The sequence below is a fragment of the Shimia marina genome, from assembly GCF_001458175.1.
GTDB classification, from domain to species: Bacteria; Pseudomonadota; Alphaproteobacteria; order Rhodobacterales; family Rhodobacteraceae; genus Shimia; species Shimia marina.
Map to the genome: position 1 here is coordinate 1 of NZ_CYPW01000038.1, position 11,943 is coordinate 11,943.

Below are 11,943 nucleotides of genomic sequence, written 5' to 3' on the forward strand. Positions count from 1 at the left end.
ATCAACAGCTTACAGATTGATTAAAGAACTGGGATAAACCCCTTTCAGGGGCTTACGGTGTCATTCTGCCCCCAGCCGGAACAGACCCCCAGTACTCGGCTGGCCCCTTCCCACGCGTGGCGCAGGCTGTCAGCGTCTTCGTAGTCCCCACGCCTTACGCGTACGCCACGCGCCGCGAGATCGGTCAGTTTTTCCGGATCACGTACGCTGACTCCGATTTGGTCCGCTGTCACGAGACGCTGCAGAGCCTCAACCACAAGTCCGCCGAGTTTTCCCGAGGCTCCTGTAATAATAAGCATTGTCAGTCTCCATTTTCTGAAACGCACCAGTTGGCGCGGCTTTGTTGCGCAAAGAAGGTGAAGCCCGGACTTCCCCTTTCCCCGGACGCACTTATCCCACGGGCTCGGTGACAGGTATGCCGAGCGCGGTGTAGCCGTTCAGGACGGCGGCGCGGATCTGGAGTTCTGCGACCTGGCGATCGAAGTCGCGTGCCATGAGGCTCTGCCCCAGCAGCTTCACGCAGTGCATCTTCGTCTCGGCGCGGCTTCGGCGGTGGTATCCGCTCCACTTTCGCCAAATGGCGCGGCCGAGGTATTTTGATGCTCGGAGCGCCTCGTTCCGGGCGATGGCCCCTGCGGTCGAAGGCTTCCACGGTTTGGCGTTCCTGCGCGGTGGTATGACGGCATGTGCGCCTCGGTCGGCGATAGCGTCGTGGCACCTGCGCGTGTCGTAGGCACCGTCCGCGGTGACCGATCCGATTTCCACATCGGCGGGGATCTGGTCGAGAAGCTCGGGCAGCATGGGCGCGTCCCCAACGTTGCTCCCGGTGATCTCGAGGGCTCGAATTTCCAGCGTCTGTTCGTCGACGCCGAGGTGGATCTTGCGCCATAGACGGCGTTTCGCGCCACCATGCTTGCGGGCGTGCCACTCGCCTTCGCCTTCCGCCTTGATGCCGGTGCTGTCGATCAGCAGGTTCAGCGGCCCTTGCGAGCCACGGTAAGGGATGGTGACGGCAAGCGTCTTCTGTCGTCGGCTCAGCGTGCTGAAATCCGGCACCGCCCAATCGAGGCCGACAAGCCGCAGGAGGCTTTCAACGAACCCGGTCGTCTGACGGAGAGCCATGCCGAAGAGGACCTTCATCGTCAGGCACGTCTGGATAGCGGCATCGCTATACTGCGGCTGCCGTCCACGCTTGCCCGTCGGCGGCGGCACCCAGGCCATGTCCGGGTCGAACCAGATCGTCAGGGAGCCGCGCTGCTTCAACGCTTCGTTGTAGGCCGGCCAGTTCTTGGTCTTGTAGCTCGGCGGGATGGGTCTGCTCATGCAGGCCAGCTACCACGCTGGATTCACAAGATGAATCCCTCACCCGCCCGTTGCGCAACAAAGCCGCCTGCCGCTTACGCGACAATCAAAAATACACCGCTGATTGACGCGGAGCGATAAACAGCTGCAGAAGAAATTCTTGCCAGCGACAATCGCGGTGATATCGTCTCCGATGCCGCGACATAGAATCTCATCCTGTTTGTCGCCAGCGTCTCACCCAGATTGTCGCGCTATAGTTCCTGCGATCACTCATGTGGGAGAACAGGGTAATCGATGTATCCCTCGGCCCCGCCGCCATATGCGGTCGCGCCGTCAAGTGCGTTGAGGGGTGCGTTCTGCTGTAGCCGGGCCACCAAGTCCGGGTTGGCAATATAGGGACGACCAAAGGCGATTAGATCGGCGGCGTCACTGCGGCGCGCCGCAATTGCAAGGTCTCTGTCATAGCCATTGTTGGCGATGTAGATCCCGTTGAAACGCTGCCGCAAGATATTCAGATCAAATCCACCCTCGACGGCTCGTGCTCCGCCCGTCACACCTTCCACGACGTGGAGATAAGCCAGATCAATATCATTCAACTGATCGACAAGTGCGGTGAACACGGGTTCAGGATTGCTGTCCGTAAGGCCATTGGCCGTGCTGATCGGAGATATCCGAATCCCCGTGCGGCCACCATCGCAGATGGCCGCGACAGCTTTCGTGACCTCAAGTGTCAGCCGAATACGGTTCTCGACCGACCCACCATAGTCATCGGTACGCTGGTTGGCCCCGTCACGCATGAATTGATCTAGCAAGTATCCGTTCGCGGCGTGAATCTCGACGCCATCAAACCCTGCAGCAAGAGCGTTGCGCGTCGCTTGCGCGTAATCTGCGACAATCTCCGGCAACTCCTCCAGAGCCAGCGCCCGCGGTGTGAGTGCTGGTTTCTTTCCATCCGGAGTGAACGCATCCACTTCAGGGCGAACAGCGGAGGGAGCGACAGGCAATATCCCACCGGCCTGCACATCCGGGTGGGACACCCTGCCGACATGCCACAGCTGAGCAAAGATGCGGCCACCCTTATCATGCACACCGGCCGTGACGGGGCGCCAGCTTTCGATTTGCTCGTCGGTCCAGATCCCGGGAGTAAAGGCGTACCCTGTGGCCTGCGGCGAAATGTTCACGCCTTCACTGATGATCAGGCCTGCCGATGCGCGTTGGGCGTAATATTCCTGCATCATTGGGGTGGCGATGTTTTCGGGGGACCGCGCGCGGGTTAGGGGGGCCATTACGATGCGGTTTGACAGCGTATAAGGTCCGACAACGACGGGGGAAAAGAGGTCAGTTTCAGGGATGGTTGACATAGTAACTCCTAGTCTCCTGGCTGGCAGGAGAGTGAATTTGGGACAAAGGGGTGGGCCGGTTGCTTTGGGCGTGTCGGATGTGGCCAACGCCTGATCCGGTCGTTTTGGGGGCGAATTTGTGGCGGCGGGGCAGGGCTTAGGTTAAAGGCGCTGCGCCGCCGATCGAGCTTGCAATGCAGGGTTTCCGATCTACAGATTGGTCATCTGCATCCCTTGTTCCGTGTAACGGTCGCCAGCGGCAGCGCCGCGTGGGAACAAGGTGTCGAGGCGGGTGAGAATGTCCTCGTTTAGTGTGACATCGGCGGCCCCAATATTGTCTTCAAGATACGTGCGTCGTTTGGTGCCCGGGATCGGAATAATATGATCGCCTTGGGCCAAGACCCATGCGAGCGCCAGTTGCGCAGGCGAGCATCCGGCGCTGTCGGCGATGGCACGGTATTGCTCCAGCAAGTTCAGATTCTGATCCAGATTTCCATCGGCAAAGCGCGGCTGGGTGTGCCGGAAATCATCATCAGCCAGGTCGCTTAGTGTGGTGACCTTGCCGGTCAGAAAGCCGCGCCCAAGCGGGCTGTAGGGTACAAAAGCCGTACCCAATTCGGCGCACGTGGCCAGCATCTCTGCCTCTGGGTCTCGCGACCACAGCGAATACTCTGTCTGAACCGCCGCAACCGGGTGCACCGCATTTGCCCGACGCAAAGTTTGTGCGGAGATTTCGCTTAACCCGATCCCCCTGATCTTACCTTCTTTGATAAGATCGGCCATCGCTCCGACCGTGTCCTCGATCGGGGTCACCCCATCAAGGCGATGCGCGTAATAGAGGTCGATCTGATCAATCCCCAGACGTTTCAGCGACGCCTCGACCGCCTGTTTCATGTAGGCCGGGCTGCTGTCGATGTGTCGTACGTCCGGATCGTCGGATCGGATGATTGCGAACTTGGTCGCCAGCGTGACGTTGTCCCGGTTTTGCCGGACGAAATCCGACAACAAGGTTTCATTCGCGCCGATGCCGTAGGTATCGGCGGTATCGTAGAACGTGACACCCAATTCAAGCGCACGGTCCAGCGTTTCATAGGATTGATCGCGGTTGGTCGGGCCGTAGAATTCGGACATGCCCATGCAGCCAAGCCCAATGGCTGATACGGATCCCAGTCCGCCACCCAGATTACGCGTTTTCATGTGTTTTCTCCTTGAATTAGGGTTGTGTGCAACGAGGATCAGCGGCCTGAAAAGCAGCAATCTCTTCGTCGTCGATAGACAGTGGCTCGCAGCCGTGCTCTTTCTCGCAAACGAAATCGTACTCAAAGCCAGCAGCGTGGCAGCTCAGGCACTCACGCCCCTCAAAGTTGACCGCGTGATCGCCCCGGCTGGTAATCGTCGTGCTCTCCGCCGTCACGTCGAGGGCAAGAAATTCCCAGCCATTGCTGTCCGGGTAGTCTGCGCTCGAGTGTTTGATCATCGCTTCAAACGGGACAAGCTGCATCACCGTGCCGACCGGGTATTCGATATCAGGCACGCGGTCGGTAAAAATACGGATGGCTTCCTTGAGCTTTTCTGGGTCGGAATGGAACAGGAAGGTGTTGCGCACTTTGGGGAAATCATAAATGCAGCCAAACATATCCGAGGTGGCCTCAATCTCAATATTGGCTTGGGCTGAGATTTCGGCCTGGATTGGGAGAGCAATGAATGATGCGGCAAGCAAGGCCGCAGCGGTCACCAGTATGGCGTTAAATCGACCACACAGACTTAGTATTTTCATGTGTCTTTCCCTTGGATTAGAGTTGTACGAAGCGGATAGCCGTGTCGCGGGAAATGCACGGCAACCGTTCCCACCTGTGGCGTGTCCCGATGCAGAATGATGCGGGTGTCGTCGATATGGGCCAGCGTACCGTCGATGACTTCCGTGCCAAATTCATCGACCAGAACCTGTACCGGCGCGCCTATCGCGGGATGTGCAGCTCCCGTTTCTGGAAGGGGGGCGGGGGGCGCCGAAAGCGCGATGTTGATCGCTTCAGCAGGCGCCAATTCGGTTCGTGTGCCGTGACCGAACTCCGCAATGCGCGCCATCCATGCCGACAATGCCGGGAACAGCGATAGACCGCTGCCGCTGGCGGCTGTGTCAGCTTTGGCAAAAAACCAAACCACATGATAGAGTGCCAGATCAGTCAGCGCGGGCGTGTCCCCGGCAAAGAAATCGGCACCGCCCAGCAGGTTCTCAAGCCAACCAAGCCCTGTTGTAATTTGGCCGCGATGATAGCCGACATCCACTTTCAGGCCGTCCAGATCAATCTTGTGATCCCAAAACGCCTCGCGGTCATGGATCAGGGCTGGGGGAACGGCATCAGCGCACAGACCCATGCTGTAACGAACCACTTGCCAGAACAAAATGCGGTCCGCCCAATTGTCGAGCAACGGGGTTGCTGTGCCCACAGTGTTCGGGGCAAGGGCGCGCGCCGGAAACCGCTGGTCAAGCTCGGCGGCGATCAGGGCGGAATCACAGTAGATATCCGCCCCGATCTGAAGCACTGGGGCCCGCCTGTAGCCACCCGTCAAGGCCAGCAGATCAGCCTTTGGCGCAATAGGAGGCACGATGACCGATGACCATGACAGCCCCTTGAAGCCCATCAAAGTTCTGATTTTTTCGGAATAGGGAGAGGCTTCATAGTGGTGCAGGATCAGGTCGACCATCGTTTTTCTCCTACTTCAGCAGCCCGAGGATCTCTTGCGCGGCGGCGGCGGATGAGGCGGGGTTCTGGCCGGTGACCAGTTTTCCGTCACGCAGCACGAAACTGGCCCAATCCGCCCCTTTTTCATACTGGCCACCATTGGCCTTCAGCATGTCTTCCACCAAGAACGGCACAACATCGGTAAGGCCGACGGCCTCTTCTTCGGTGTTGGTAAAACCCGTCACCCGGCGACCAGACACCAGCGGTTTGCCGTCCGCACCTTGGGTGTGGCGGAACACGGCTGGGGCGTGGCAAACTGCGCCGACAGGCAAATCGGCGGCGGCGAAGGCCTCGATCAGGCGTTTGCTGTCCGCGCTTTCGGCCAGATCCCACAAAGGGCCGTGGCCGCCCGGATAGAAGATGGCGTCGAACCCGTCTTCGGTTACATCCGAAAGCTTCAGCGTCGTCGCAAGATGCTTTTGCGTCTCTGGATCGTCTTTGAACCGACGGGTGTCGTTGGTCTGTGCGTCAGCGTTGTCGCTGGACGGATCAATCGGCGGCTGTCCCCCTTTGGGCGAGGCCAGTATAATATCTGCTCCGGCGTCCTTGAAGACGTAATAGGGGGCCGCAAACTCCTCCAGCCAGAAGCCAGTTTTCTTGCCTGTGTCCCCGAGTGTGTCGTGGGATGTCAGTACCATCAGAATTTTCATGTTATTTTCCTATTTTTTCTGGCCGACGCGGATCACGCGCTTGCCAAAGTTTTCGCCATTCAGCAGGCCAATGAAGGCTTCGAGCGCATTTTCCAAACCGTCGATGATCTCTTCGCGGTACTTGATTTGGCCGCTTTCGATCCACGCCCCCATGTCTTTGGCAAAATCCGGGTAGAGGTGGCCGAAGTCGTCAAAGATGATGAAGCCCTGCACCTTGATCTTCTTGCGCAGGATTTGACCCATAAGCCAATTCATCCGGTCCGGTCCTTTGGGCAAGTCAGTCGCATTATACTGAGAGATCAATCCGCAGACCGGCACCCGTGAGTTTGGATTCAACAGCGGGATGACCCCGTCGAGGACCTTGCCGCCGACATTTTCGAAATAGACATCAATGCCATCGGGACTGGCCTTTGCAAGCTGTTCGGCAAAGTCATCTGCCTTGTGATCGATACAGGCATCAAAACCCAACTCATTGACCGCATAGGCGCATTTCTCTGGCCCGCCCGCGATGCCGACCACGCGGCAGCCAAGGATCTTGCCGATCTGGCCCACAGTGGCCCCGACAGGGCCGGTTGCGGCCGCCACGGCGATGGTTTCGCCCGGCTTTGGCGCGCCAATTTGCGTCAGACCCGCCCAAGCGGTAAATCCGGGCATACCCATGATACCGAGCGCCCAAGACGGGTGTGCAGGCGAGGTGCCCAGATTCGTGATCCGCGTGCCATCCGACAGCGCGTAATCCTGCCAGCCATTGAAGCTGAGCACCCAGTCGCCCGGCGCAAAGCCATCAACCTTTGAGGTGACGACCTGAGCCACTGTGCCGCCCTCCATCACGCCATCAATTTCCACCGGCGCGGCGTAAGATGGCGCATCGCTCATGCGCCCCCGCATATAAGGGTCCAGCGACAGATATTCGGTGCGCAGAAGCATCTGCCCAGCACCGGGGGAGGGGACGTCCCCTTCGACCAAGCGAAGCGTGTCCTTGGTCGGTTCGCCTTTGGGGCGTTCCGCCAACACAAGCTGGCGGTTTACTGTTTCAGTCTGTGCCATGGTCATCATCTCCTACAAGGCTGTTTCAAGAATGCGGCGGGCATCTTCGGGGGTGATGGCATTTTGTTCGCCAAGGGCGGTCATGCCGTGATCCTTCAAGGCGGCGACGATAAGATCAATTTCAGGTGCAGCAATTGCGTAATCGCCGAGTCGGGTTTTGATACCCATCTGTTCAAAGAACCTGCGTGTTGCCTTGATCACGGCATCAATCCGCGCATCATCAGATCCCTCACGGATGTCCCAAACATTAGCAGCATATTGCAGCAGTTTCTCGCGTTTGGGGCCACGTTGGTCGCTCATCAGTGACGGCAACACGACAGCCAGTGTGCGGGCGTGGTCGGTGTCATTGAGCGCAGTAATCTCATGTCCGATCATATGGCTTGCCCAGTCCTGCGGGACACCTGCGCCGATCAGGCCATTCAGTGCCAGTGTTGCCGTCCACATCAGGTTGGCGCGAACGTCATAGTCCTCCGGCGTCTCAAGGGCTTTGGGCCCAAGCTCGATCAGGGTGCGTAGCAGGGTTTCGGCAAAACCGTCCTGAACGCGCGCGGCGGATGGATAGGTCAGATATTGTTCGATGATGTGAACAAACGCGTCGGCCACGCCGTTCGCGATTTGACGGGGCGGCAGCGTGTAAGTGACCTCGGGGTCCAGCACCGAGAAAACCGGGTAGCAATGCGGGCTACCAAACGGAAGCTTAGCGCCCTTCTCGGGATTGGTGATCACAGCGCCAAAGTTCATCTCCGAACCGGTGGCGGGCAAGGTCAACACGGTGCCAAAGGGCAGCGCTTGCGTGATGACCGACCCGCGAGATGTCAGGATGTCCCAGGCGTCGCCATCATATTTGGCCGCCGCCGCGATAAATTTGGTGGCGTCAATAACGGAACCACCGCCGACAGCCAACAGGAAGGTGATCCCTTCTTGGCCAATCACCTCGACAGCTTTCAGCGCAGTGGCGAAGCGCGGATTGGGCTCAATGCCGCCAAATTCGACCAAGGCCCGGCCCGCAAGTGCCGCACGCACCTGACCAAGGACGCCTGTTTTCTCCGCGCTGCCTCCACCATAGAGGATCAGCACCTTTGCGTCAGCCGGAACCTGATCCTTTAGGTCCGCGATACGGCCCTTGCCAAACAGGATATGTGTCGGATTTCGAAAGTCAAAATTGTTCATGGGTTCAGTTTCCTTCAGTTTCAATGTGCAGGCGCACGTCAACGTTTCCGCGTGTGGCGTTGGAGTATGGGCAGACCTGGTGCGTCGCTTCGACAAGTCTTTCAGCATCCTCGCGGGTCATGCCCGGCAGATGTGCGGTAATGTCGAGATCAAGTCCGTATCCGCCCTCGGCGCGTTGGCCGATGCCCACCTCAACCGACGTTAATGCCGCTTTGGCATCAAGCTTGAGTTGTTTTGCGGTCATTTCCATCGCGCTATCAAAACAGGCCGCATAGCCAAGCGCGAACAACTGCTCGGGGTTCACCCCCGCCTCGCCACTGTCCGGGCGAACCATCTGGACTGAAAAGCTGCCATCGTTGAGGGCGGCGGTTCCCGAGCGGCCCCCTGTTGCCGTTGCGGTGGTTTTGTAGAAGATTTTCATGAGCTTCCTTTCGCGAATAGACTGGTCGTCTATAGATGTGTCAAAATTTTTGGGGTTATGTTCCTGGAACCAGCACCTTTGTGGCATTCATAGCGGAATTGAGCGGGGCTTCACTGTGCGAGAGGCTCGCGACGAGGCTGGCTCCAAGCCACATGTGGTAGATCATTTCTGCCGTGGAGCGGGGGTCTTCAAGCGCGGCGATCGTGCCATCGTCCGTTCCCTGTTCAAGGGTCTCCGTCAGGCGCGCGACGATTTCGGACACACTTTTCTGCAAGATATTGCTCATGTTCTCCGAGAGGTCAGCAACCTCTGCGGACAGTTTGACGACCAAGCACCGGTCTTCGAGGTTGGGGCTGATCTGTTTTTTCCGCCACTCTTCGAAATAGGTCAGAAACCGAGACCGTGCATCCATGTCCGGATGCGCAAGCGACGCGTTCAGGCGTGTGCCATACTCCGTCATAAAATCGTTCAACAGCGCACAGCCATAAGCTTCCTTGGAGGCGAAATAGTGATAGAACGACCCTTTCGGAACACCGGCCTCTTTCAACAGCGCACTCAGGCCGACACCTGTGTAGCCCTGCTTGGCTGTCAGGCGTCGTCCTGTGGTCAGTATCTGTGAGCGTGTGTCGTTTTTCTGTTCCATGACCCCCGATATAGCCTCATTAGACCGGTCGTCTAGGGGTGGTGTGGCTTTTTCTAATCACAGGGCCGTGAGCGGCGCTTAGAAACGGTACGGGAAAGGCGCTAGCCAGCATGCACACCAGTTAGCAGCTTTAACATCCAGCACAGAAAAAAAAGCAATGCATACGCAAATCGATGCGGCACGCCCTTAGTTTGCGTTCAGCACTGCTTCCAGCAAACCAGGAAAGCGACGGTCAAGCGAATCTCTTCGCAGTGAAAGCAGGCGACCCCGCCCCTTGGGGATATTCCGGATCACACCTGCTTCGCGCAACACTTTGAACAGGTGCGACTTGGTGGATTTCGCCACTTCCGGATCCATTAAATTGCAGTTTGCCATTTCGACCGGGCCGTCGCGGAGCTGACGCACGATGTCCAACCGGCCCGGATCGCTGAGTGCGAACAAGACTTGCGTCAGTTGCAGCTCCTGTTCCTGCGGGTGCGCAAGATCGGGGCTGACAGTGTCGGGTAAGATACTCATGGTTCGAATATACTTGAACCTTCCGCAGGAAGAAACTAGAGAAAGGTTCGATAAACTTCGAACCCTTATGAAGGACTGCATTCCAAAATGACTACGATTGTGATGTCACCCAAGGCTAGAGAGCGCGCTGGTTTCGCAATCGTGCTTACTGGAAGCGCTCTGATGATGGCGAGCGCGAGCGCGCCGTCCCCCTTTTATCCGCTACTGCAGCAGCAACTTGGTTTTTCGTCTTTGGTCGTGTCGGAGATATTCGCAATTTACGCAATTGCCCTTCTTGCGACACTGTTAGTGGCCGGATCAATCTCGGATCATGTCGGGCGGCGCCCTATTCTGTCGATAGGGTTCGTGCTACTCGCTGTTTCCGCCGCCGGATTCGAGCTGTCAGGTTCTGTGCCTGCGTTGTTGTTGGCTCGTGTAGTACAGGGCGTAGCATGCGGCCTTCTTTTGTCTACGCTGTCGGCTGCGATTACGGATCTTGAACCCCCTGAATTCAAGGGCATCGCGGCGATCTGTAATTCAGTCATCCCCCTCGTCGGGCTGGCCCTGGGGGCCTTGGTATCCGGCTTCGCGATGGAGCACCTTACCGAGCCAAAATTTGATATATTCACTGGGATTGCAATGGCCAGCCTGGTGTTGGCGCTGGCCACATGGGGCTTGCCCGAAACATCGCCACGGCATGAAGGCTTGTTGCAGGCGCTGAAGCCTCGCGTTGGCCTCCCGATCGAAGTCAGGGGCACGTTCTGGCGTGGCGCTCCGGCGCTATTCGCGGGCTGGGCCACAGGGGGGCTGTATCTGTCGCTTGGCGCACTCATCATCTCACAGGTTTTTGGTATTCAAAATGTGATTGTCCAGGGCTTCGTGGTCGCATTGCTGGCCGGGGTTGGTGCGCTGGCTTGTTTCATTGCGCGCAACTACTCTGCTCGTGAGGTCACGTTGTTTGGCACCGCAGCGCTATCAATGGGAACCTTTGCCACTTTGTTTGGCATTCATTACGAAAACTTAGTGCTCTACCTTATTGCGCTCGCCGTTGTGGGGACGGGCTTCGGCACCTGCTTTTATGGTTTCATCCGCTCGATAATTCCACTGGTGCCTGAGGATGTCAGAGGAGAAACTTTCGCCGCGCTATTCTGTATCAGCTACTTGGCATTCGGTTTGCCAGTCGTAATTGCCGGACTTTTGGTGCTGGTGTTCGGGCTCAAAGTCGTTGTGATCTGTTATGGCAGCTTGATCGCCTCACTGGCCGCTCTCGCAGGACTGATGCGCAAATTCGGTCGGACCGACTAAGGACCCAACCTAGACTCAACACATTGGCCGGGATTGCCATTTGTGGACAGCCCCTGTTTTGCAAGAGTTTTCTTTTGTGTTCGTGATCTTTTTGCGTAGCGGTCATTTGTCCGGCCTGTTTTCGCGGCCCTTATGCCGCTGGCCCTGATGAAGTCCGCGAACCGGCTCCTTATCAACTTATCGGGCTATGTTGCCCTGGCAATCCCACGGGGTGTTCCGGTTGCGGCGGCAAAGATCATCATCACTGCGATTGCCCTTGCATCTCGTATGGGGCGTTTTTCATGCGCCCCAAAAACTCAAGCCGGCTTGTAAACCCCCTGTTTGGACATGACAGCCCAGACGATCCGTACGGTTTTGTTGGCCAGGGCCACGCTGACGAGGCGCGACGGCTTTTTCTCCAGCAGGCGCCGCACCCAGTTTGCGGTGTGCGTTTGCGCGTTCCTGATCCGTCGGAGTACGGCCGTGGCCCCGACAACGAGAAGTTTGCGCAGATAGCCATCGCCCATCTTCGTGATCCGCCCCAACCTGCCCTTTCCGCCGGAAGAATTCTGTCGCGGCACCAATCCGAGCCAGGCCGCGAATGGACGTGTCACGGTTTGATGCCGCTCCTTTGATAGCCTTTACTGGAACAAAGGAGACTGACTATGGGACTGAAACGGACGGACGAATTTCGCCAAGATGCAGTGCGTATTGCGCTGACCAGCGGGTTGACGCGCAAGCAGGTGGCTGATGATCTGGGGGTCTGTTCCGGCTGGGGGCAGAATGACACCGTAAGCCCCTGAAAGGGGTTTATCCCAGTTCTTTAATCAATCTGTAAGCTGTTGAT

13 protein-coding genes and 2 pseudogenes are annotated in these 11,943 nt (G+C 57.7%); 2 read left to right on the forward strand and 13 right to left on the reverse strand.

What is annotated here, in order from left to right:
* Nucleotides 1-44: 44 nt before the first annotated feature.
* The 12 genes from SHM7688_RS17585 to SHM7688_RS17640 form a co-directional block, all read right to left on the reverse strand.
* Nucleotides 45-299, reverse strand: a complete 255-nt coding sequence (locus tag SHM7688_RS17585; RefSeq protein ID WP_058241270.1) for an NAD(P)H-binding protein — start codon at nucleotides 297-299, stop codon at nucleotides 45-47.
* A gap of 91 nt (nucleotides 300-390) precedes the next feature.
* Nucleotides 391-1,323, reverse strand: a complete 933-nt coding sequence (locus SHM7688_RS17590) for an IS5 family transposase (protein WP_058241271.1) — start codon at nucleotides 1,321-1,323, stop codon at nucleotides 391-393.
* Nucleotides 1,324-1,568: 245 nt separating this feature from the next.
* Nucleotides 1,569-2,663 carry an alkene reductase gene (locus SHM7688_RS17595; protein WP_050525846.1) on the reverse strand — a complete coding sequence of 365 codons (1,095 nt, stop codon included), beginning with the start codon at nucleotides 2,661-2,663 and terminating at the stop codon, nucleotides 1,569-1,571.
* A gap of 189 nt (nucleotides 2,664-2,852) precedes the next feature.
* Nucleotides 2,853-3,839: an aldo/keto reductase gene (locus SHM7688_RS17600; RefSeq protein ID WP_058241272.1), complete on the reverse strand. Its 987-nt coding sequence runs from the start codon at nucleotides 3,837-3,839 to the stop codon at nucleotides 2,853-2,855.
* A 16-nt stretch (nucleotides 3,840-3,855) separates the two neighbouring features.
* The gene (locus SHM7688_RS17605) at nucleotides 3,856-4,419 is read right to left on the reverse strand and encodes a hypothetical protein (RefSeq protein ID WP_050525844.1); all 564 of its coding nucleotides are present in this window, start codon (nucleotides 4,417-4,419) and stop codon (nucleotides 3,856-3,858) included.
* The gene (locus SHM7688_RS17610; RefSeq protein WP_058241273.1) at nucleotides 4,416-5,348 is read right to left on the reverse strand and encodes a glutathione S-transferase family protein; all 933 of its coding nucleotides are present in this window, start codon (nucleotides 5,346-5,348) and stop codon (nucleotides 4,416-4,418) included. The genes SHM7688_RS17605 and SHM7688_RS17610 overlap by 4 nt, the downstream gene beginning before the upstream one ends.
* 10 nt (nucleotides 5,349-5,358) lie before the next feature.
* The gene (locus SHM7688_RS17615) at nucleotides 5,359-6,036 is read right to left on the reverse strand and encodes a type 1 glutamine amidotransferase domain-containing protein (RefSeq protein WP_058241274.1); all 678 of its coding nucleotides are present in this window, start codon (nucleotides 6,034-6,036) and stop codon (nucleotides 5,359-5,361) included.
* A 9-nt stretch (nucleotides 6,037-6,045) separates the two neighbouring features.
* The gene (curA, locus tag SHM7688_RS17620) at nucleotides 6,046-7,083 is read right to left on the reverse strand and encodes an NADPH-dependent curcumin/dihydrocurcumin reductase (protein WP_058241279.1); all 1,038 of its coding nucleotides are present in this window, start codon (nucleotides 7,081-7,083) and stop codon (nucleotides 6,046-6,048) included.
* A 12-nt stretch (nucleotides 7,084-7,095) separates the two neighbouring features.
* Complete coding sequence (locus SHM7688_RS17625; RefSeq protein WP_058241275.1) at nucleotides 7,096-8,253, reverse strand: iron-containing alcohol dehydrogenase; 1,158 nt, start codon at nucleotides 8,251-8,253, stop codon at nucleotides 7,096-7,098.
* A gap of 4 nt (nucleotides 8,254-8,257) precedes the next feature.
* Complete coding sequence (locus SHM7688_RS17630; protein WP_009573562.1) at nucleotides 8,258-8,674, reverse strand: organic hydroperoxide resistance protein; 417 nt, start codon at nucleotides 8,672-8,674, stop codon at nucleotides 8,258-8,260.
* A gap of 55 nt (nucleotides 8,675-8,729) precedes the next feature.
* Entirely contained in the window at nucleotides 8,730-9,317 is a 588-nt protein-coding gene (locus SHM7688_RS17635) for a TetR/AcrR family transcriptional regulator (protein WP_009573561.1), read from the reverse strand.
* Between the two features lie 186 nt (nucleotides 9,318-9,503).
* Nucleotides 9,504-9,833 carry an ArsR/SmtB family transcription factor gene (locus tag SHM7688_RS17640; protein ID WP_058241276.1) on the reverse strand — a complete coding sequence of 110 codons (330 nt, stop codon included), beginning with the start codon at nucleotides 9,831-9,833 and terminating at the stop codon, nucleotides 9,504-9,506.
* 87 nt (nucleotides 9,834-9,920) lie between these two features.
* Between SHM7688_RS17640 and SHM7688_RS17645 the strand changes: the two genes are divergently transcribed.
* Nucleotides 9,921-11,117, forward strand: coding sequence for an MFS transporter (locus SHM7688_RS17645; RefSeq protein ID WP_058241277.1), 1,197 nt, complete (start codon nucleotides 9,921-9,923; stop codon nucleotides 11,115-11,117).
* A gap of 296 nt (nucleotides 11,118-11,413) precedes the next feature.
* Here the strand turns inward: SHM7688_RS17645 and SHM7688_RS17650 are convergent.
* A pseudogene (locus tag SHM7688_RS17650) lies at nucleotides 11,414-11,704 on the reverse strand (transposase); the annotation flags it as partial.
* A gap of 57 nt (nucleotides 11,705-11,761) precedes the next feature.
* Here SHM7688_RS17650 and SHM7688_RS19795 point away from each other — a divergent pair.
* A pseudogene (locus tag SHM7688_RS19795) lies at nucleotides 11,762-11,860 on the forward strand (transposase); the annotation flags it as partial.
* Between the last annotated feature and the right edge of the window lie 83 nt (nucleotides 11,861-11,943).

Excerpts from the sequence above, each read along its gene's own strand:
- SHM7688_RS17590 (WP_058241271.1), bottom strand. The coding sequence starts at position 1,323 with ATGAGCAGACCCATCCCGCCGAGCTACAAGACCAAGAACTGGCCGGCC.
- SHM7688_RS17625 (WP_058241275.1), bottom strand. The coding sequence starts at position 8,253 with ATGAACAATTTTGACTTTCGAAATCCGACACATATCCTGTTTGGCAAG.
- SHM7688_RS17615 (WP_058241274.1), bottom strand. The coding sequence starts at position 6,036 with ATGAAAATTCTGATGGTACTGACATCCCACGACACACTCGGGGACACA.
- SHM7688_RS17610 (WP_058241273.1), bottom strand. The coding sequence starts at position 5,348 with ATGGTCGACCTGATCCTGCACCACTATGAAGCCTCTCCCTATTCCGAA.
- SHM7688_RS17585 (WP_058241270.1), bottom strand. The coding sequence starts at position 299 with ATGCTTATTATTACAGGAGCCTCGGGAAAACTCGGCGGACTTGTGGTT.
- SHM7688_RS17605 (WP_050525844.1), bottom strand. The coding sequence starts at position 4,419 with ATGAAAATACTAAGTCTGTGTGGTCGATTTAACGCCATACTGGTGACC.
- SHM7688_RS17635 (WP_009573561.1), bottom strand. The coding sequence starts at position 9,317 with ATGGAACAGAAAAACGACACACGCTCACAGATACTGACCACAGGACGA.
- SHM7688_RS17640 (WP_058241276.1), bottom strand. The coding sequence starts at position 9,833 with ATGAGTATCTTACCCGACACTGTCAGCCCCGATCTTGCGCACCCGCAG.
- SHM7688_RS17645 (WP_058241277.1), top strand. The coding sequence starts at position 9,921 with ATGACTACGATTGTGATGTCACCCAAGGCTAGAGAGCGCGCTGGTTTC.
- SHM7688_RS17630 (WP_009573562.1), bottom strand. The coding sequence starts at position 8,674 with ATGAAAATCTTCTACAAAACCACCGCAACGGCAACAGGGGGCCGCTCG.
- SHM7688_RS17595 (WP_050525846.1), bottom strand. The coding sequence starts at position 2,663 with ATGTCAACCATCCCTGAAACTGACCTCTTTTCCCCCGTCGTTGTCGGA.
- SHM7688_RS17600 (WP_058241272.1), bottom strand. The coding sequence starts at position 3,839 with ATGAAAACGCGTAATCTGGGTGGCGGACTGGGATCCGTATCAGCCATT.
- curA (WP_058241279.1), bottom strand. The coding sequence starts at position 7,083 with ATGGCACAGACTGAAACAGTAAACCGCCAGCTTGTGTTGGCGGAACGC.